This window comes from Baekduia sp. Peel2402 (assembly GCF_052567285.1).
In genome coordinates this window covers 4,831,538-4,849,033 of the sequence record NZ_CP199582.1, presented here as the reverse complement: position 1 = coordinate 4,849,033, position 17,496 = coordinate 4,831,538, and the positions used below count along the sequence as shown (strand labels likewise).

The following is a 17,496-nucleotide window of genomic DNA, read 5'->3' as shown; positions in this document are numbered from 1 at the left end:
GCGGCCCTGCCTCATCGCACCTTGATGGTCTTCACCACCTTCGCGGCGCTCGCGCCCTTGGTCGCGGGCGTGAAGCGGACCGTCAGCCGGTAGGTGCCCTTGCGCACGCGGCGGCGCTGGGCGGACGTGCGGGCGGCCAGGCGAACGGAGATCGTGCCGGCCGCCTTCGCGCTCGCGCTGCCGGTGGCGGCGGTGCCGCCGCTGCCCTTCGCGCCGCGAGCCAGCGTCAGCGTGACCTTGCCGCGCCCGGGCACGGTGACCTTCAGCGTGCGCCCGCGCTTGGCCTTCAGCGTCCGGGCCGTGAACGCGACCGGCACCGAGACCTTCACCTTGCTCGCTGACGTCCCGGGCGTCGTCGTCGGCTGCTTGCCGCCCGGCGTCGTGGTGGCCGGGCGCTCGACGGTCTCGCAGTCGGGCGCGGTCACGTCGGCGGCGTCGGCGACGACGCGGTCGGTGCCCGGTCCGCAGGCGACCGTGTCGACCTCGCCGTCGCGCACGTCGATCGTGTCGTTGCCGTAGATCGGGCGGCACTCCAGGAAGTTGCAGCCGTCGACGGCGTCGGCGTTGATGGTGTCCTTGCCCGGACCGCCGGTGATCGTGTCATGCCCGTAGGCGCCGATCAGCAGGTCGTCCCCGGCGCCGCCGGAGATCGTGTCGTCGTAGTCGTAGCCGGTCAGGACGTCGGCGCCCGGGCCGCCGGTCAGCCGCGACGGCGTGGCGCCGGTGTGGAAGACCTTCAGGTCGGCGCCGAACGGGCCGGCGACCAGCTCGGCGGCGACGAGCAGGTGGACGACCTCGATGCCGGCGACCTCATCGCCCTCCCCCGGCCGGCCGTCGTCGGCGCCGCCCGCGTCGAGCGTCACGCGGACCGCGCGCTGCGAGGAGCCGCCGTCGCTGTACTCGTACTCGCTTAGCGTGTCACGCCCTGGGCCGCCGTCCAGGACGTCGGGCGCCATCGAGGAGCCGGGGTCGCCGGCCAGCGCGTCGTCGCCGTCGCCGCCGCGGACCTCGTCGCGCCCGGCGCCGCCGTCGAGCTCGTCGCGACCGGCGCCGCCGAGCAGGTGGTCGTCGCCGCCGGAGCCCTTGAGCACGTCGTCGCCGTCGCCACCGGTGAGGACGTCGACCGCGGCCTCGCCGCTGAGCCGGTCGTTGCCCGGACCGCCGTCGGCGGTGACCGGCCGGGTCGCGGGCCAGCCGTAGCCCTCGCGCAGGACGTCGTCGCCGTCGCCCAGCTCGACGCGGATCGCGCCCGCCGGCGTACAACGCACGATGCTCGCGGGCACGCCGACCGTGCATCCGGCCCCGGCGGCGATCGTGATCGGGTACGCCTCGGCGTCGCTGAACGCGATCTCGGGGCTCTCGTCGTTGACGAACAGGTCGTTGGCCTCGCCGGGCGCGGCGCGGAAGACGAGCACGTCGCCCTCCCGCGTCACCGTCCCGGCGGAGGCCGACGCGACGGGCAACAGGACGGTGAGCGCGCCCACGAGGGGGAGCAGGCGGCGCAGGGAATGAGGAGCTCGGGTCATGCCGACGATGGTGCGCCACCCCCTCCCCGAGCTCATCGGGGAGGTCCCTAACGGGTCTTCGTCTTCGCTTTCACCTTCGGCTTCGGCGCGCGGATCGTGATCACCTTGCGCACACGTGAGCTGCGGCCGTCGAGCTGCCGGACGTCGATCACGATCGCGACGCGCAGCTTGCGCTTGCGGGCCAGCTGCCGGCGTCCTTCCTTGGTCAGCTTGAGCTGCAAGCGACCCTTCTTGCCGGCCTTGACCGAGCTCTGCACCTGCGCGAGGCGCTTGCCCTTGACCGACGGCAGGATCTTCACCTTGGCCTTGGCCTTCGCGGTGGCGATGCCGCCGCTCGTCGTGGTCCGACACGCCGCCGGGGAGCTGCACACGATCATCACGGCCTGCCCGCGGCACGCGTGGTACTTGGCCTGCGAGACCGACTTGCCGTCGCAGAAGAAGGTGATGGTGATCGTGCCGCCGGGGCTCGGTTGGCAGTTGTTGGCACACGTCGGGTCGCTCGGCTCGGGCGGGGGCGCGACGGTCACCGAGACCGGGATCTCCAGCCGCGCGACCTGCCCGCCGTCGTCGCGCGCGGCGACGACCAGCTTGCCGCTGCCCGCCTGCTCGGCCGCGGTGACGGTCAGCGTGCCGTCCTTCAACGCGGCCTTCGCGAACGGCACGCCCGACTCCAGGGCGACGGAGACCTGCCCGCCGTCGGGATCCGAGCACGACACGGTGGCCTTGGCGGTCTCCTTCGCACCCAGCGCCATCCCCGCGACCGACTGACAGCGCGGCGCCGGGTCCCCGACGTCGATCGTGATCGTCACCGGCTCGGAGTTGTCATAGGAGTCGCTCGCGCGGACCGTGATGTGGTCCGGCCCGCGGTAGCCGGCCTGCGGCGTGTAGGGCATCACGAACCGGTCAAACGCGCCGAGCGTGCCGTGCTGCGGGCCGTCGACGACCGTCAGCGTGAGCGGGTCGCCGTCGGCGTCTTCGCACAGGACCGAGATCCCGCTGGCGCCGCGCGTGCTGTGCGCGAACTGGGTCGACGGCGCGCAGACCGGCGCGCGGTTGCCGACGGCGAGGTCGATGCGCGTCTCGGCCGACTCGGCACGGCCGTCGCTGCCGCGGAACGTGGCGCCGTCGGCGCCGCGGAACCCGCGCTCGGGACGGTAGGTCGCGGTCGTCTCCCCCGCGCCGAGCGGGTCGAACGCGCCGTGCGCCGGGTCGCTCGTCAGCCGGACCGTGACGGGATCGCCGTCGAAGTCCGCGCAGCGCAGCGGCACCGGCAGCGGGCGGTCCGGCCGCCCGTGGACGTTGGCGGGCGCGCACACCGGCGCGCGGTTGCCGTCGGGCGCCGGCGGCTGGATGCGCACGAGCTGGTTGACGACGTGGCCGTCGAGCGTGAAGACGACGCGGCCGTCGGTGGTCGGCAGGATGACACCGTCGCGCGGCCCGCCGGGCTCACCGGAGTCGTCGCACGAGTCTGTCGCGTCCTCTGGGTCGATGCAGCGGCCGCCCGTCAGGGCGCCATCGCGGTCGCGGTGCACCACGATCGCGCCGCCGCCGCTGACCGCCCCGTAGACCTCGCGGCCGTCCGCGGTCGCGGCCAGCTCGCCGATGCCGCGCAGCAGCGCGGGCCGCGAGGCGCAGCCGGCGTCCGGCGCCGCGCCGCGCTCCTGGACGCAGCCCTCGTCGGTCAGCGCTGGGTAGGCGTACTGGCGCAGGAGGCGCCGCTCGTCGCTGAACGCGTAGGCGCGCGTGCCGTCCGGCGCGATCGTGACCGCGCCAAAGCCAGGCAGGTCCACGCCGCGCACGATCGACACCGCGCCGGTCTCCGGGTCGCGCTCCAGCACCGTCAGCCGGTCCTGCGTGCGGATCAGGAGCGTGCGGCCGTCCGGCGCCAGCGCCGAGGTCGAGGTGCCCTGCTCGGGCTCATGGCCCTCCTCGCCGCCGTCGAAGCGCTGCACGGTCACCGCCGTCGGCCGGCCGTCCTCGCCCACGGCGATCCGCCGCACTTGCAGCCCGGCGACGAGGTAGACGAAGCGCCCGTCGGGCGAGACGTGGACCGCGTCGGGGTAGCCGACCAAGGCGTACAAGCAGCCGACGGCGGACTTGGGCACGACGCAGCCGGTGTAGCGCAGGTCGCCCGTGTCCGGGTCGCGGATCAGCAGCTGGACGCGCGGGTCCTCTCCGGTGCTGCCGCCGTGCGAGGAGGACAGCGCGACGAGGCGCCCGTCGGCGGAGGCGGCCATCCGCCGCGTCTCGGCGTCGCGCAGTGCCGGCCCGGTGTCCTCGCCCTCGCGCGGCGGCATCGTGAGGCGCTCGCACTCGCGCTCCTTGATGAACACCGCCCAGCAGCGGACCGGCCGGATCGCCTCGGTCGCCGGATCGCGGTGCAGGTGCAGCAGCTGCTCGCGGTCGCTGACGTACAGGTCGCGCTCGCCAACCATCAACATCAACTTGGACCCGCGCAGTCCCGGACCCTCGATGCCGCAGGCCTTGGCGTCGCTGTAGGGACCGATGCAGGTCAGCGCGGAGAGGTCGCCGGCGACCAGCGGCTGGTCGTCGTCGCGGATCGTGCCGCGCGCGGTGCCGCGGGCCACGCCCGCGCCCTCGACGTCGGAGAGCACGAGCTCCAGGTCCTCGTCGTCCTCCCGCTGGGCGTCGGGGCGCACCGGGACCTCGACGACCCGGCGGACCTCGCCGGGCGCGAAGCGCACCGGCACGTCGACGGCGTCGAAGTCCTCGGGCGAGCTCGCGCCGTCCGGCCGGGTCCGGGCGCGCAGGCGCACGGTGCCGACCGACTCGTGGTCGAGCGTGATCGCGAACCGCAGCCGGCGCGCGACCTTCGTGCCCTCGGCCGTGGCCGCGTCGGCGACCGACAGCTCGCGCTGCACCGCGTCGCCGGGCAGCAGCTCGATCGGATGCGCGGCCCAGTCGTCCTCGCCGGGGACGCCGTCACCGGCGCGCGAGTCGACGTCCGCGTCGGCCGCTGCGACGACCTCCGCGATGGCCTCCCGCTGCACCGCGGAGGCGTCGCCGTTTGCGGCGCGGACGGGGACGGTCAGGTGCCGATCCCCGCGCACGCCGACGCCGTCGACCGTCCAGCGCGCCGTCGCCGCGTCCCAGTCGCCATCGCCGTCCGGCGTGCCGTCCAGGACGAGCCCGGCCGGCAGGGTCAGCGCGACGGTCGCGCTGCCGGCCGCCAGCGGCCAGTCGTTGGTCAGCGTCAGCTTCAGCGCGTCGCGCTCGCCGGCCCGCAACCGCGCAGGACCGCTCACCTTCACGGCCAGGTCGCTGGCACCGATGATCTCGGGCCGGGCGCACGCGTCGCCGACGCCGTCGTGGTCGGCGTCGGCCTGGCCGCGATCGGCGACCGTCGGGCAGACGTCGCCCGCGGAGATGCCGTCGCCGTCGAGGTCGGCGCGCAGCGGCTCGTGCCCGGGTTCGGGCGCCGGCTCCGGGTCGGCCGCGGCGCGCAGGCCGCTCGACCGCCAGCCGCGCTCGGCGACCAGGACCGACAGCTCCAGGTGGCCCCACTCGTCGTAGTCGCCGGTCGAGTGGTCGCGCTGGGTGTCGGGATCGCGGCAGCGGTCGTCAGAGCCCTGGTCGTTGAGCCCGTGGGGGATGTCCGGCTCGTTCTTGTTGTTGAGGTCGAAGTCGTGCGCCTCGCCGGAGCCGAGCAGGACGACGTCGCAGGTGTAGTCGGACGGGTTCCCGCGCTCGAACGGATCGACCAGAGAGGTGGTCGCGACCTTCCAGCCGCGCGCGGTCGCCGAGGCCGGGATCGCGAAGCCGTGCTGCTCGTCGACGTGCTGCTCGTCGACGACCGCCGGGCCGTCGCCGCGCCCGTAGTCGAGCGGCAGCCCGAGCAGCGGCTGGTCGTACATGTAGGACATGACGCTGAGGTGCGCCGGGTCGTAGACCGGCTCGTCGTCCGCGCCGCTGTGGTGCAGGCCGAAGGCGTGGCCGAGCTCGTGCGTGAACGTCCACGACCGCGCCATCTCGCGACAGGTCGAACCGCTGGCGCAGCCCGGGCGGCCGTAGGCGTGCGTCCACCCCCAGCTGTCGGTCTGGCCGCCGATCGCTTCGGCAAAGCCGCGGCCGAAGGCGGCCTGGCCGAGCGTCGTGCCGCCGTTGCGCGGCGGCGCGAGCTCCTGCGCCGCCAGCGCATAACGGACCACGAGGCCGCGCGCCGCCAGGCGCGCCCAGCACTTGCCGTCCTCGTCATCGCGGTCGGCGGCGGTGCCGAAGCGCCCGGAGCAGACGCCGTCGGCGTCGTCGCCCCAGCGGTAGTCGTCGTAGTCGTCCAGCGCGCCCGGCTTGCGCGAGCCGACGACGAGCGGGTCCTGGCTGGCGGGGACGTCCTCGTCGACGTGGTCGCGATCGCCGTCGCCGGTCAGGAAGTGCAGGACGACGCCGCCGTCGGGGCCCGCGGAGAGCGCCCGCTGGACCGTCGTCAGGGCGGTCCGCGACGGGCGCACGTGCGCGCCTTCCATCGCGTCGACCTCGACGTAGGCGTCGCGCTGCGAGGTCCGCGCGTCGGGGAAGTCGAAGTCCGGCTTGTTGTCGAGGTCGACGTCCAGGCCCCACTGCTCCCACTCGTCGCAGATCCCGTCGCTGTCGTCGTCGCTGCCAAGGGTCACGTCCACCGCGCCGCAGCCCTGACCGAACTCCGACGAGTTGCCGTCCGCGTCGGTGGCGATCGCCGTGTACAGGATGTCCTTGCCGGCATACCCGGCGTCGGCGGGCGCGACGAAGGACCCGTGGGCGTCAGGGTGCACGGTCGTGACGTAGGTGGCGCCGCGGCCGGCGTTCGAGCGGCCGGCGCGCATCGGCTGGCGGTAGACGTCGACGGTGACCTCGCGCGGCGTCGCCGACTCCACGAGGCCGGTCACGAGCATGCTGCCCTGACGGCCGCTACGCACGACCTGCAGGGCCGCCGGCGCGTTCATCCTGCGGTTGGCGCCGCCGTCGGCGTCGCGCGCGTCGAGCCGGTCGACGCCGTCGGCCTCGTTGCCGCCCAGGTCGACGGCGAGCTGCGCGGAAGCGCCCACGCGGTTGCCGCGGATCGTGTTGTGGACGCCCTCGCCGACGACCGCGATCGCTGCGGAGCCCGAGGCGGCGATCTCGTTGCAGCTGGTGCCGGCGCAGTCCGGCTCGATGTCGTCGTCGAGGCCATAGCCGACGACCACGTCGGACGCCCCTTCCAAGCGGATCGCGTTGCCGTCGTTGCCAAGCGCGTCCGTGCTCGGCGCCGGACGCAAGCCAATGCGATTGCCTTGCACGCGCCGCCCGGCGGCCGCGCCCGTGATCCGGATCGCGTCAGACGTCGCGCCCACGATGACGTTCGGGCGCCCCGGGAGGCCGACCTGCGTCTCGGGCCCGCGCGAGACCTCGATCCCGGTCTCCGGCGCGGCCGGCTCGCTGCCGTCGAGCCCGATCACGTTGCCCGCCACGGTCGTCTTGCGCGCGAGGTTGCGGACCAGGACGCCGACCCCGCCGTTGGCGATCCGGTTGGCCGTGGAGAGCGTCGCGCCGCCGACGGTCACGTCCGTCGGCGCCGGACGGCCGCCGGCCTCGCCGACCGCGATGCCGATCGCGTTCCCGAGCTCCTCGGGCGTCGCGGTGCTCGGCAGCGACGTGCGGCCAACGTCGTTGTTGAAGATCTTGGTGCCGGTCGCGCGCGCGTCGTTGACCACGACGCCGGCCTTGCGGCTGGCGACGATCGTGTTGGCGTCCTCGGGGAACGCCCCACCGACCTCGGTGCCCGGCGCGTCGAGGACCGCGACGCCGTAGCCCGTGCCCATCGCGGCGCCGTCGGCGAGCAGGCCGATGCGGTTGCCGTGCACGCGCGCGTTGTCGGCGCGCTCCACGCGGATGCCGATCGGCTCGGCGACGATGCGGTTGCCGGTGATCAGCGGGGCGCTGGGGCGGCCCGCGTCGGACGCGTCGAGGAGGATGCCGCCGAGCTCGTCCGGGATCGGGTAGGGCTCGAGGATCGACGTGCCGAGCGCGTTGCCGGCGATCCGTGGCGAGACGAGCGGGCCTTCGACCAGGATCCCGAACTGCTTGCGGCTGCCGGCGACGACGTTGCCCTCGCCGAGCCCGTCGCCGCCGACGAGCACGTCGCGCGCCGCGTCCTCGGCGCTGACGCGAATGCCGTTGCCCGCGTTGGTGGTGTCCTCGAGCTCTGCGTCGACCGTGTCGCGGCCTTCGGCGTCGAGGCCGACGACGTTGCCCTGCACCCGCGTGTCGTCCAGCCCCGTGCCCATGACGAGGATCGCGTCCGCGGCCGACGCGGCCACGTGGTTGGCCAGGGCGCCGCGGCCGCCGATCGTCGTGCGCCGTGCGTCGTCGACGCGGATCCCCGTGCCGTCGACGCCCAGCGTGCCGCCCGCGGTCCCGGCGACGTGCTCGTGCGTGCGGTCGTAGCCCACCCAATTACCTACGATCGTCGTGTCGATCGCGCCGTCGACGCGGATGCCCGTCGCCACGCCCGACAGCTCGGGCACCGACGGCCGGCCCGTCGACGAGACGACGTTGTTGATGATCTCGGTCTCGCGCGGCGCGTCGCCGACGAGGCCGTGCTGGACGATGATGCCGTCGCGGTCGTTGCGGATCGGCTCGCGGCCGTCGGCGCTGAGGCCGACGAGGTTGCCCTCGATGCTCGTCTGCAGCGCGCCCTGGACGACGACCACGCCGCGCTCGGTGCCGGAGACGACGTTGCCCTGCCCGGCCAGCGGCCCGCCGATCGTCACGCGCTTGCCGCCCTCGACGAGCACGCCCGCCGGATCGGCGTTGATGGTGGTGAAGTAGCCCGCGTCCTGGGTGCCGGTGCGATCCAGCCCGAGCCAGTTGTTCTCGATGCGCACGTCGGTGCCGCGCGTCACCGCGATCCCGGCACCGGTGGTGCGGTTGACGATCATCCCGCGGATCACGACGTCCTCGGCGTCGGCGACGTAGAGGCCGTGGGGTCGCACGACGAACCAGCCCTCGCCGGCCTGCGGGCCCGGCGCCTGCAACGCGCTGCCGTCGATCTCGACGCCGGGTCGCCCGTCGCCGCCGGAGCCATCGATCGTCAGCGGCTCGCGGATCGTGTCCAGACCGCGGACCTCGGGCCGGATGACCGCGCCGTCGGGGAGGTCGAAGGTGATCGTGTCGCGATCCTCCTCGCGGTTGGCCTGCTGGATCGCCGCACGCAGCGTGCAGACGTGCTCTGAGGTCTCGCAGTTGCCGTCGGAGACGTCGCGGTCGCTCTCGTCGCCCGCGTCGTCGACGACGAACGAGCGCGCTTGCGCGCTCGCGGGCAGCACCACGATCGACACCGCAGCGAGGGCCAGGAGCACCGCGAGCAGCGACGAGAGACGGACGACGCGCAGCCCCGAAGGACAGGAGAAGGACAGCATCCAACCATCGTGTGGACGCCAGCCGCGACGCACATCGGGGAACTCCCCAACGCCCTCGGGCCGGGTCCCGCGTCGTCGCTCGACTGCGGACAAGAGCTGACCGCAACGCCCCATAGCGTGAGCGCATGGCCTCCATCACCCGCATCGACTTCGTGCCCATCCCCACCCAGGACTACGGTCGCGCCGCCACCTTCTACCGCGACACCCTCGGCCTGGTCGAGTCGCCCCACACCGTCGACAAGGAGTTCAGCGAGTTCGACCTCGGCGACACCACGCTCAGCATCTGGGATCCGACGACCGCCGGCCGCGAGTTCAACGCCAACACCAACGCGATCGCGCTGCACACCGACGACGTCGCCGCCATGCGCACCCAACTAGAGGAGAAGGGCGTCACCTTCTTCGGCGACACCTTCGACACCGGCGTCTGCCACATGGCCTTCTTCAGCGATCCCGACGGCAACCCGCTGATGCTCCACGGCCGCCACGTGCCGCGCGGCTGATCGTCCGAGCCTCAGCGCGCCTGTAGCGCGTCCATCCCGACCGCCGCCGCCAGCACGAGCCGCCGGTCCAGCTGGTGTCCGGGATCGCCGGTGCAGTCGATGGTGTAGCTGTCGCGCAGCTTCCACTTCTCGCGGACGTCGGTGGCCAGCACCTCGCCGTCGCGGACGAAGTGGAAGTTGTAGGGGATCGGGAAGAAGTCGCCGACGTAGGGGATCTGCGCGCCGACCCGGCGCAGGATCGCGATGCCGCCGCTGGCTTCGGTGGCCTTGCACAGCTCGGTGCCGTCCGGTCCGTACAGCGCGTAGGTCGAGCGCAGCAAGCTCTGCTTGAACAGCTTCTGGATCTCGCCGACCTTGCGGTCGTCGGCGTCGGTGATGTCGTAGCGGGCGCGCGGGTCAAACCGCTGGCGCGCCTTGATCCGCAGGATCTCCACGGCCTTGGAGTCGTCGGTGTAGAACCGGATGTCCTCCTTGAACTTGAACCGCGCCTGCTCCACGAAGGCCACCAACTCGCCCGGCTGCCCGTCGGCGCCGGGCAGGAAGAACTCATAGCGGTTGACCATCGCCGTGAGCTTCTGGCGCATGAGGAAGACGTCGTGCTGGTTCGGATCGACCATGTCCAGCGATCCTAGGCTGGTCACGGCAGGCGCGAGCCGTCACCCGCCGCCGGGGCTCCGAGGGCGATCACGAGCTCGAACACCGTCGCCGGATCGTGCAGCCGGTCGCCGTACAGGTCGCGCAGCTGCGTCATCCGGTAGCGGACGGTCTGGGCGTGCACGGTGAGGTCGGCGGCGACGTCGTCGCGGCGTCCCTGGTGCAGGAGCCACGAGCGGAGCGTCTGCTCCAGGCGCTCCGCGGCGCTCGGACGGAGCTCGGACAGCGGTTCGAGGACCCGGCGACGCAGGTCGGCGAGCGTCTCGGCGTCGGACCCGATCAGCAAGGTCGCTAGATGGGCCTCGGTGTCCACAGCCTCGTCGTCAGCGGCCTGGATCAGCTCCCGGGCGCGGCCGGCGCGCTGCGCTGAGGCGGCAACGGCGGTCCAGGGCCGTGCCGGGCCGACGACCGCATCGCGCCCCTTCAGCGCCCGCAGCAGCGTCGCCCGGTGGGCTCCCGCGGCGTCGGGCACCAACAGGATCGCGGTCTCCTCGGCGCCCATGAGGTCGCCGTGCAGCCTAAGCGTCCGCGCGTCGAGCGTGGAGAGGATCGGGCCGACCTGGGCCTCGCGTAGGAGCACGGCGGTCAGCGTCTCGGGCGGGTCCCATCCGGCCCGCTCGGCCGCCTCGACCAGGACGTCGTGCGACGCGCCTTCGAGCAGCCGCTGCCCAAGCTGCTCGAGGTAGAGCTCGCGCACCCGGCCGGTCGTGGCGTGCTCGTCGGCATGCCCTGCGGCGCTGGCCGCCGACAGCTCGTCGATGTAGGCGAAGACCAGCTCGGCGAACTGCGCGACCGCGCCCGCGGGCAGGCCCTCGGCGACGAGCACGGCGGAGAGCTCGCGCCACGCGACGCGGGCGCCCACCCGGTAGGCGCCGAGCAGCGCGTCCATGGTGCGCCCGTCGCGCGCCTCGCCGCGCCCGAGCTCATAAGCGCCTTCGAGCGCGGGCTGCAGCGGGATCCGCGGGTCGCCGTCGCGGGCGTTCTCGGCCAGGCGGACGAACCCGCGCAGCGCCATCTGCACGCCGCGCTCGATGTTGGTCCGGAGCTCGCCGCTGAACGCGCCGGCGTAGCCGGGGACCTCGGCGACCACGGCCAGCACCGTCTGCTCGGCCACCGCCGGCAGCCGCCCGCGCAGGCGCGACCCGATCTCGAGATCGAGGGCGAGCCGGGACGCGCCATGGACCGCGGCAGCTCCACTCATCTTGTTCGCTTAGAACAGATTTTGCCCGAACGCTCACGTTCCATGGATAAGAAGTTATCTGTGATGGCGGGTACCTTCAACCCATGCCCGCCGCGCTCCCCACGCGCCACGTCGCATCCCGCCTGCGCGACCGCGCGATCGACCTCGTGGGGCTGATGACCACGCCGCTGCTCCCGGCCGACTACCTCGACCTCGTCAGCCCGCTGCGCGCCGGCGCCGACCTGCGGGGCCGGATCGTCGCGGTCCACCCCGAGACCCGCGACGCCGTGACCTTGGTGATCCGACCCGGGCGCGGCTGGGCGGGACACGTCCCCGGTCAGTACATCCGGATCGGCCTCGACGTCGACGGCGTGCGCCAATGGCGCGCGTACTCGCTGACCTCCCCGGTCGACCGGCCCGACGGCTGCATCGCGATCACCGTCAAGGCGATCCCCGAGGGCGTGGTGAGCACCCACGTCGTGCGCCGCGCACGGGTCGGGATGCTCGTCCACCTCGACCAGGCCTGCGGCGAGTTCGTGCTGCCCGACCCGCGCCCCGAGAAGGTCTTGTTCGTCACCGCCGGCAGCGGCGTCACGCCGGTGATGGGGATGCTGCGCAACGCGCTCGACGACCTCGGCGACCTCGTCGTCGTGCACTCGGCGCCGACCGCCGCGGACGTCATCTTCGGCGGCGAGCTGCGGATGCTGGCGGCGCGCGGGCACATCACGCTCGTCGAGCGCCACACCGACGCCGACGGCATGCTCGACGCCGACGCGCTCGCCGGCCTGGTCGGCGACCTCGACGAGCGCGAGACGTGGGCCTGCGGACCCGCCGGGATGCTCGACGCGCTCGAGCGCCGCTGGGCCGAGCGGGGGATCTCCGAACGCCTGCACACCGAGCGCTTCCGGCCCACCGTCATGGCCACCGGCGACGGCGGCACCGTGACCTTCACCACCAGCGAGGTCGCGGTCGAGGCCGGCGGCGCGACGTCGCTGCTCGACGCGGGCGAGAGCGCCGGCGTCCTGATGCCCTCGGGCTGTCGCATGGGCATCTGCTTCGGCTGCGTCGCGCCGCTGCGCGAAGGCGCCGTGCGCGACCTGCGCAACGGGGACCTCACGACCGCCTCCCCCGACAGCGGCCCCGGCCGCCCCGTGCTCGTCCAGACCTGCGTGTCGGCCGCCGCCGGCCCCTGCGAGATCGAACTCTGAGAGGAACGACCATGACCGCCATGCAGAAGAAGCCCGAGGACCCCACCGCGCACCTGAGCGCGGAGGACATCGAGAACCTCGGCCGCGAGCTCGACGCGATCCGCGACCAGGTCCTCGCCAGCCGCGGCGAGCGCGACGCGGAGTACATCCGCGGGATCATCCGGACCCAGCGCGGGCTGGAGCTCGCCAGCCGCGCGGCGCTGCTCGTCTCGCTGTTCCCGCCCGCGTGGCTGGCCGGGACCGCCGGGCTCTCCGTCTCCAAGATCCTGGAGAACATGGAGATCGGCCACAACGTCATGCACGGCCAGTGGGACTGGATGCGCGACCCCAAGATCCACTCCACCACCTGGGAGTGGGACAACGCCTCGCCCGCCGAGCTCTGGAAGCACTCCCACAACGAGCTGCACCACACCTACACCAACGTGATCGGCCGCGACAACGACCTCGGCTACGGGATCATGCGCGTCGACGAGGATCAGCCCTGGCAGTTGTTCTACATCGCCCAGCCGCTGTGGAACTTCATCAACGCGTGCTTCTTCGAGTACGGCATCGCGGCCTACGACCTCGAGGTCGGCAAGGCCCTCAAGGGGCGCAAGGACACCGGCGAGCTCGCCACCCAGACCAAGAGCGTGCTGCGCAAGATCCGCCGTCAGGCGACCCGCGACTACGTCGTCCACCCGCTGCTGTCCGGCCCGTCCGCGCTCACCACGCTCGGCGCGAACGTCACCGCCAACCTCGTGCGCAACCTCTGGACGCACTCCGTGATCATGTGCGGGCACTTCCCCGAGGGCGTCGAGACCTTCGAGAAGACCTCGATCGACGGCGAGACGCGCGGCGAGTGGTACCTGCGCCAGATGCTCGGCTCGGCCAACATCACCGGCAGCCCGTTCATGCACCTCATGACCGGCAACCTCTCCTTCCAGATCGAGCACCACCTCTTCCCCGATCTCCCCAGCAACCGCTACCAGGAGATCGCGCCCAAGGTCGAGGAGCTCTTCGAGCGCTACGGCTTGACCTACACCAGCGGCCCGCTGCCCAAGCAGGTCGCCTCGGCGTGGAAGAAGGTCTTCCGCCTCGCGCTGCCCAACCAGACCCCGCGCAAGGCCGCCGAGGCGGTCGTCGCCCCGCTCGCGCGGATCCGCGCCGCGGCCACCGGAGCCACCGCCACCGCCACCGCCACCGCCGAGCGGGAGCCCATCGCGGCCTGAGCGGGGAACCCAGGCTTACGCGCTGAGCCGTTTCGGGAACATCATGATCATGGTCGCAATCGTGCTGGTCGTCGTCGTGGTCGTTCTGCTCGCCTCGGCGTATGGGATCTACTCGCGCCGAGGCAGCGGGATCAGCCAGCACCCTCAGGGCGCCGAGCGCGCCGAAGCACCCGGTGTAGGCGAAGGCCCGAGCCGCATGTCCAACACCGAGGACGAGACCGAAGGCAAGATCACCACGCACGGCACGAAGTAGCCGGGCGCGCGGCTGCCGGCAGAGCCGAGGGATCTCGGCGGCTGAGGACGTCGCCGGCCTACGCATAACCAAAAGGCTTGCTCATAACCATCTGGTTTTGTTACGGTGCGATCTGTGAGCACCGCATTGCCCGTTCTCAGCCCTCGTGAGCGCCAGGCCGGCGGGTGCTGCGAGGCGCCCGTTGAGCCCGACCTCTCCCCCGACGCGGCGGTCGCGCTGGCCGCGACGGTCAAGGCGCTCGCCGACCCGACCCGGCTGCGGATCGTCGACACGCTGCGCAAGGCGGCGCCCGAGGCGGTCTGCCAGTGCGAGCTGCTGCCGTTGTTCGACATGTCGCAGCCGGCGTTGTCCAAGCACTTGAAGGTGCTGGTCGCCGCGGGCGTCGTCGGCAGCGAGCGCCGCGGGCTGTGGGCCTACTACTACATGTTGCCGGGCTCGACCGAGGAGCTGATCGCATGGCTGACGCACCGATGACACCGACCGACGACGTCCGTGAGGCGGTGCGCGAGCGCTACGCCGCGGCCGCCCGCGCGACCGCGGACGGCGCCGGGTGCTGCTCGTCGGTGTCTTTGACCGACGCCTCCGGCACCGAGGTCTTCGGCAACGCCGTCTACGCGGGCGCCGAGGTCGAAGGCGCAACCGCCGACGCGCTCGGCGCCTCGCTGGGCTGCGGCGTTCCGACCGCGGTGGCCGACCTGCACCCTGGCGAGACCGTGCTCGACCTGGGCTCGGGCGCTGGCGCTGACGTCCTGATCTCGGCTCGGCGCGTCGGCGCGACGGGCAAGGCCATTGGGTTGGACATGACCGACGAGATGCTCGCGCTGGCGCGCGCCAACGCCGAGCAGGCCGGCGCGACCAATGTCGAGTTCGTCAAGGGGCACATCGAGGAGATCCCGCTGCCCGACGCGTCGGTCGACGTCGTGATCTCCAACTGCGTCATCAACCTCTCGGGCGACAAGCCGCGGGTGCTGCGTGAGGTCGCGCGGGTCCTCAAGCCCGGTGGCCGGTTCGCCGTCTCCGACGTCATCGCCGACGAGGGCATGGACGACGCGACCCGCGCCGACATGGCGCAATGGACAGGCTGCATCGCCGGAGCGCTGACCCGCCGGGAGTTCGAGGACGCCCTGACCGCCGCCGGGCTGGCCGACATCGAGATCCGCGAGACCCACCGCGTCCACACGCACGCCGCCTCGGCGATCGTGCGCGCCCGCAAGGCCGGTGCGTGACCGACCTGCGTCGCCGCCTCCTGGCCGAGTTCTTGGGGTCCATGCTTCTGGCCGCGGTCGTCGTCGGCTCGGGGATCGCCGCCGCGCGCCTCTCCCCCGAGGACACCGGGCTCCAGCTGCTGGAGAACGCTGCGGCGACCGCCGCCGGCCTGTACGCGGTGATCCTCATGTTCGGGCCGATCTCCGGCGCGCACTTCAACCCGGTGGTGTCGCTGGTGGACGCCGCGTTCGGCGGGATCTCGCGCCGCGACGCGTTGGCCTACATCCCCGCGCAGGTCGTCGGGTGCGTCGCGGGCGCGGCGCTGGCCAACGCGATGTTCGCCGAGGCGGCCGTGAGCATCGCCACCACGCACCGCGCCAGCGGTGCGCACCTGCTGGCCGAGGTCGTGGCCACAGTGGGATTGTTGTTGGTGGTCTTCTCGCTCGCGCGCACCGGCCGCGCGGCGACCGCCCCCGCGGCGGTCGGCGCCTACATCGGCGCCGCCTACTGGTTCACCAGCAGCACCAGCTTCGCCAACCCCGCGATCACCGTCGGGCGGATGTTCTCCGACAGCTTCGCCGGCATCGCCCCCGCCTCGGCGCCGGCCTACGTCGTCGCGCAGCTCGCCGCCGGCGTCCTGGCGATCGCGTTGATCCGCACGCTGTACCCCGGCGTCACCCCGCAGGCCGCCGCCGACGTCGTCCTCCCCCACCCCGAACCCGTCAAGGCGACCACCTGATGTCCACCGTGTTGTTCGTCTGCCTGCACAACGCCGGACGCTCCCAGATGAGCCGCGCCCTCTTCGAACAGGCCGCCCAAGGCAATCACCATGCCTTGAGCGCCGGCAGCGTCGCCGACCCCGCCGGCCACGTCCACCCCGAGGTCGTCGAGGTCATGCGCGAGGTCGGCGTCGACCTCACCGACGTCCGCCCCGTGCGCCTGACCCGCGAGCTGGCCGAGCAGGCCGACGTCGTCGTCACGATGGGTTGCGGCGACGCCTGCCCCTACATCCCCGGCAAGCGCTACATCGACTGGGACCTCACCGACCCCAAGGGCCGCCCGATCGACGAGATCCGCGCCACCCGCGACGAGATCGCCCGCCGCGTGAGCGACCTGCTCACTGCGCTCTAGCCGGACGCGTTGCGATCGGACGCCGTCCGACGCCGGAAGATCGCCGACGGCCGGGCTGCTGTTGCCCGCTAGCGTCCCGTGCCAATGTCGCAATCGGACCATCGCTCAGTCATGGAGACGCTGCTGGCCGACGTGGAGCAGCTCGCCTCGATCGGTGGCTGGTCGTGGGACCTGATCACGCGCGAGGCGACGTGGTCGGATGAGATGTACCGGATCCAGGGCCTCGAGCCGCAGTCGGTGCCGGCCGGTCCCGAGCTGGTGCTCCGCTCGGTGCCCGAGCCCGACCGCGGGTACGTGGCGGCGCTGTTGGAGTCGGTGGTGCAGCGCCCCGACAGCTTCCCGCCGGAGGGCATCGAGATCGCCTACCGCGTGGTCCGCCCCGACGGGGTCGTCCGCGAGCTGCGCGCGATCGGCCGCATCGAGCGCGACCGCACGGGCCGGCCGGTGCGCTGGATCGGCGCCGCCCAGGACGTGACCGAGCTGCGTCTGACCGAGCGCGAGCTCCAGGCGCATCACGCCGTCTCGGTCGCGCTGCGCGACTGGGACACCTTCGACGACGGGATGATGGGCCTCCTCACCCGCCTCGGGGAGGCGCTGGACTACCGGCACGGCGCGCTCTGGACCTGGGACGAGCTCCGCGGGCGGCTGGTCTGCCGCGCGTTCTGGACGTCCCCAGGAACGGTGAGCGCCACCGATCCCACGCCGTTCGAGCTCGCCACCCGGGCGATGGAGTTCGCTGCGGGTGAGGGCGCACCGGGCCGCGCGTGGGAGCACGGCCGCCCCGTCGTGGTCGCCGAGATGACGGCCGATCCCTGCTTCGGCCGGCCTGACGCGGCGCGCGCGCTCGGGCTGGTCTCCGGCGTCGCCGTGCCCGCCCTGACCGACGACGGGCCGCTCGCCGTGCTGACCTTCTACAGCACCGATCGCCGGGCCGGGACGCCGAGCCTGGAGCGCACGCTCGGCGTCATCGGGCGCGACGTCGGCGCGTTCCTGTCGCGCCGACGAGCGCAGCTCACCGATCGCACGCTCTCACCCCGCGAGCTGGAGGTGCTGCGGCTCGCGGCCGAGGGACGCTCCGGGCCGGAGATCGCTCGGCAGCTCTTCGTGAGCCCGTCGACGATCAAGACGCACTTCGAGCACATCTACGAGAAGCTCGGGGTCGGCGACCGCGCAGGAGCGGTCGCCTACGCGCTGCGCGCGGGCCTCATCGAGTGACGCAAGATCCGCCGATCGCCC

Annotated in this window: 13 protein-coding genes; 9 read left to right on the top strand and 4 right to left on the bottom strand. The window is 72.9% G+C overall.

Going from position 1 to position 17,496, the window contains the following annotated elements; all coding sequences use genetic code 11:
* Positions 1 to 11 precede the first annotated feature (11 nt).
* Together ACT01A_RS23700 and ACT01A_RS23695 are read right to left on the bottom strand one after the other, a co-directional pair.
* Entirely contained in the window at positions 12 to 1,526 is a 1,515-nt protein-coding gene (locus ACT01A_RS23700; RefSeq protein ID WP_445149574.1) for a calcium-binding protein, read from the bottom strand.
* A gap of 47 nt (positions 1,527 to 1,573) precedes the next feature.
* Complete coding sequence (locus ACT01A_RS23695) at positions 1,574 to 8,920, bottom strand: Ig-like domain-containing protein (RefSeq protein WP_445149573.1); 7,347 nt, start codon at positions 8,918 to 8,920, stop codon at positions 1,574 to 1,576.
* A 125-nt stretch (positions 8,921 to 9,045) separates the two neighbouring features.
* Between ACT01A_RS23695 and ACT01A_RS23690 the strand changes: the two genes are divergently transcribed.
* Positions 9,046 to 9,420, top strand: a complete 375-nt coding sequence (locus ACT01A_RS23690) for a VOC family protein (RefSeq protein WP_445149572.1) — start codon at positions 9,046 to 9,048, stop codon at positions 9,418 to 9,420.
* A gap of 11 nt (positions 9,421 to 9,431) precedes the next feature.
* On the opposite strand, the gene ACT01A_RS23685 is transcribed toward ACT01A_RS23690, so the two are convergent.
* Positions 9,432 to 10,037: a hypothetical protein gene (locus ACT01A_RS23685; RefSeq protein WP_445149571.1), complete on the bottom strand. Its 606-nt coding sequence runs from the start codon at positions 10,035 to 10,037 to the stop codon at positions 9,432 to 9,434.
* A 20-nt stretch (positions 10,038 to 10,057) separates the two neighbouring features.
* Entirely contained in the window at positions 10,058 to 11,275 is a 1,218-nt protein-coding gene (locus ACT01A_RS23680) for a PucR family transcriptional regulator (RefSeq protein WP_445149570.1), read from the bottom strand.
* Positions 11,276 to 11,358: 83 nt separating this feature from the next.
* Here ACT01A_RS23680 and ACT01A_RS23675 point away from each other — a divergent pair, with 83 nt between their 5' ends.
* From ACT01A_RS23675 to ACT01A_RS23640, 8 genes are all read left to right on the top strand, one after another.
* Positions 11,359 to 12,462, top strand: a complete 1,104-nt coding sequence (locus ACT01A_RS23675) for a ferredoxin reductase (protein WP_445149569.1) — start codon at positions 11,359 to 11,361, stop codon at positions 12,460 to 12,462.
* 11 nt (positions 12,463 to 12,473) lie between these two features.
* The gene (locus tag ACT01A_RS23670) at positions 12,474 to 13,670 is read left to right on the top strand and encodes a fatty acid desaturase family protein (RefSeq protein ID WP_445149568.1); all 1,197 of its coding nucleotides are present in this window, start codon (positions 12,474 to 12,476) and stop codon (positions 13,668 to 13,670) included.
* Between the two features lie 49 nt (positions 13,671 to 13,719).
* The gene (locus ACT01A_RS23665; RefSeq protein WP_445152877.1) at positions 13,720 to 13,923 is read left to right on the top strand and encodes a hypothetical protein; all 204 of its coding nucleotides are present in this window, start codon (positions 13,720 to 13,722) and stop codon (positions 13,921 to 13,923) included.
* Between the two features lie 216 nt (positions 13,924 to 14,139).
* Entirely contained in the window at positions 14,140 to 14,397 is a 258-nt protein-coding gene (locus ACT01A_RS23660; protein ID WP_445152860.1) for an ArsR/SmtB family transcription factor, read from the top strand.
* Positions 14,379 to 15,149, top strand: coding sequence for an arsenite methyltransferase (arsM, locus tag ACT01A_RS23655; RefSeq protein ID WP_445149567.1), 771 nt, complete (start codon positions 14,379 to 14,381; stop codon positions 15,147 to 15,149). The genes ACT01A_RS23660 and arsM overlap by 19 nt, the downstream gene beginning before the upstream one ends.
* 41 nt (positions 15,150 to 15,190) lie before the next feature.
* Complete coding sequence (locus tag ACT01A_RS23650) at positions 15,191 to 15,868, top strand: aquaporin (protein WP_445152859.1); 678 nt, start codon at positions 15,191 to 15,193, stop codon at positions 15,866 to 15,868.
* Positions 15,868 to 16,260: an arsenate reductase ArsC gene (locus ACT01A_RS23645; protein WP_445149566.1), complete on the top strand. Its 393-nt coding sequence runs from the start codon at positions 15,868 to 15,870 to the stop codon at positions 16,258 to 16,260. The genes ACT01A_RS23650 and ACT01A_RS23645 overlap by 1 nt, the downstream gene beginning before the upstream one ends.
* 111 nt (positions 16,261 to 16,371) lie before the next feature.
* Positions 16,372 to 17,475, top strand: a complete 1,104-nt coding sequence (locus ACT01A_RS23640; RefSeq protein ID WP_445149565.1) for a LuxR C-terminal-related transcriptional regulator — start codon at positions 16,372 to 16,374, stop codon at positions 17,473 to 17,475.
* Positions 17,476 to 17,496: the final 21 nt, after the last annotated feature.

Excerpts from the sequence above, each read along its gene's own strand:
- ACT01A_RS23700 (WP_445149574.1), bottom strand. The coding sequence starts at position 1,526 with ATGACCCGAGCTCCTCATTCCCTGCGCCGCCTGCTCCCCCTCGTGGGC.
- ACT01A_RS23645 (WP_445149566.1), top strand. The coding sequence starts at position 15,868 with ATGTCCACCGTGTTGTTCGTCTGCCTGCACAACGCCGGACGCTCCCAG.
- ACT01A_RS23690 (WP_445149572.1), top strand. The coding sequence starts at position 9,046 with ATGGCCTCCATCACCCGCATCGACTTCGTGCCCATCCCCACCCAGGAC.
- ACT01A_RS23665 (WP_445152877.1), top strand. The coding sequence starts at position 13,720 with ATGGTCGCAATCGTGCTGGTCGTCGTCGTGGTCGTTCTGCTCGCCTCG.
- ACT01A_RS23685 (WP_445149571.1), bottom strand. The coding sequence starts at position 10,037 with ATGGTCGATCCGAACCAGCACGACGTCTTCCTCATGCGCCAGAAGCTC.
- ACT01A_RS23670 (WP_445149568.1), top strand. The coding sequence starts at position 12,474 with ATGACCGCCATGCAGAAGAAGCCCGAGGACCCCACCGCGCACCTGAGC.
- ACT01A_RS23650 (WP_445152859.1), top strand. The coding sequence starts at position 15,191 with ATGCTTCTGGCCGCGGTCGTCGTCGGCTCGGGGATCGCCGCCGCGCGC.
- ACT01A_RS23695 (WP_445149573.1), bottom strand. The coding sequence starts at position 8,920 with ATGCTGTCCTTCTCCTGTCCTTCGGGGCTGCGCGTCGTCCGTCTCTCG.
- ACT01A_RS23675 (WP_445149569.1), top strand. The coding sequence starts at position 11,359 with ATGCCCGCCGCGCTCCCCACGCGCCACGTCGCATCCCGCCTGCGCGAC.
- ACT01A_RS23640 (WP_445149565.1), top strand. The coding sequence starts at position 16,372 with ATGGAGACGCTGCTGGCCGACGTGGAGCAGCTCGCCTCGATCGGTGGC.
- ACT01A_RS23680 (WP_445149570.1), bottom strand. The coding sequence starts at position 11,275 with ATGAGTGGAGCTGCCGCGGTCCATGGCGCGTCCCGGCTCGCCCTCGAT.
- arsM (WP_445149567.1), top strand. The coding sequence starts at position 14,379 with ATGGCTGACGCACCGATGACACCGACCGACGACGTCCGTGAGGCGGTG.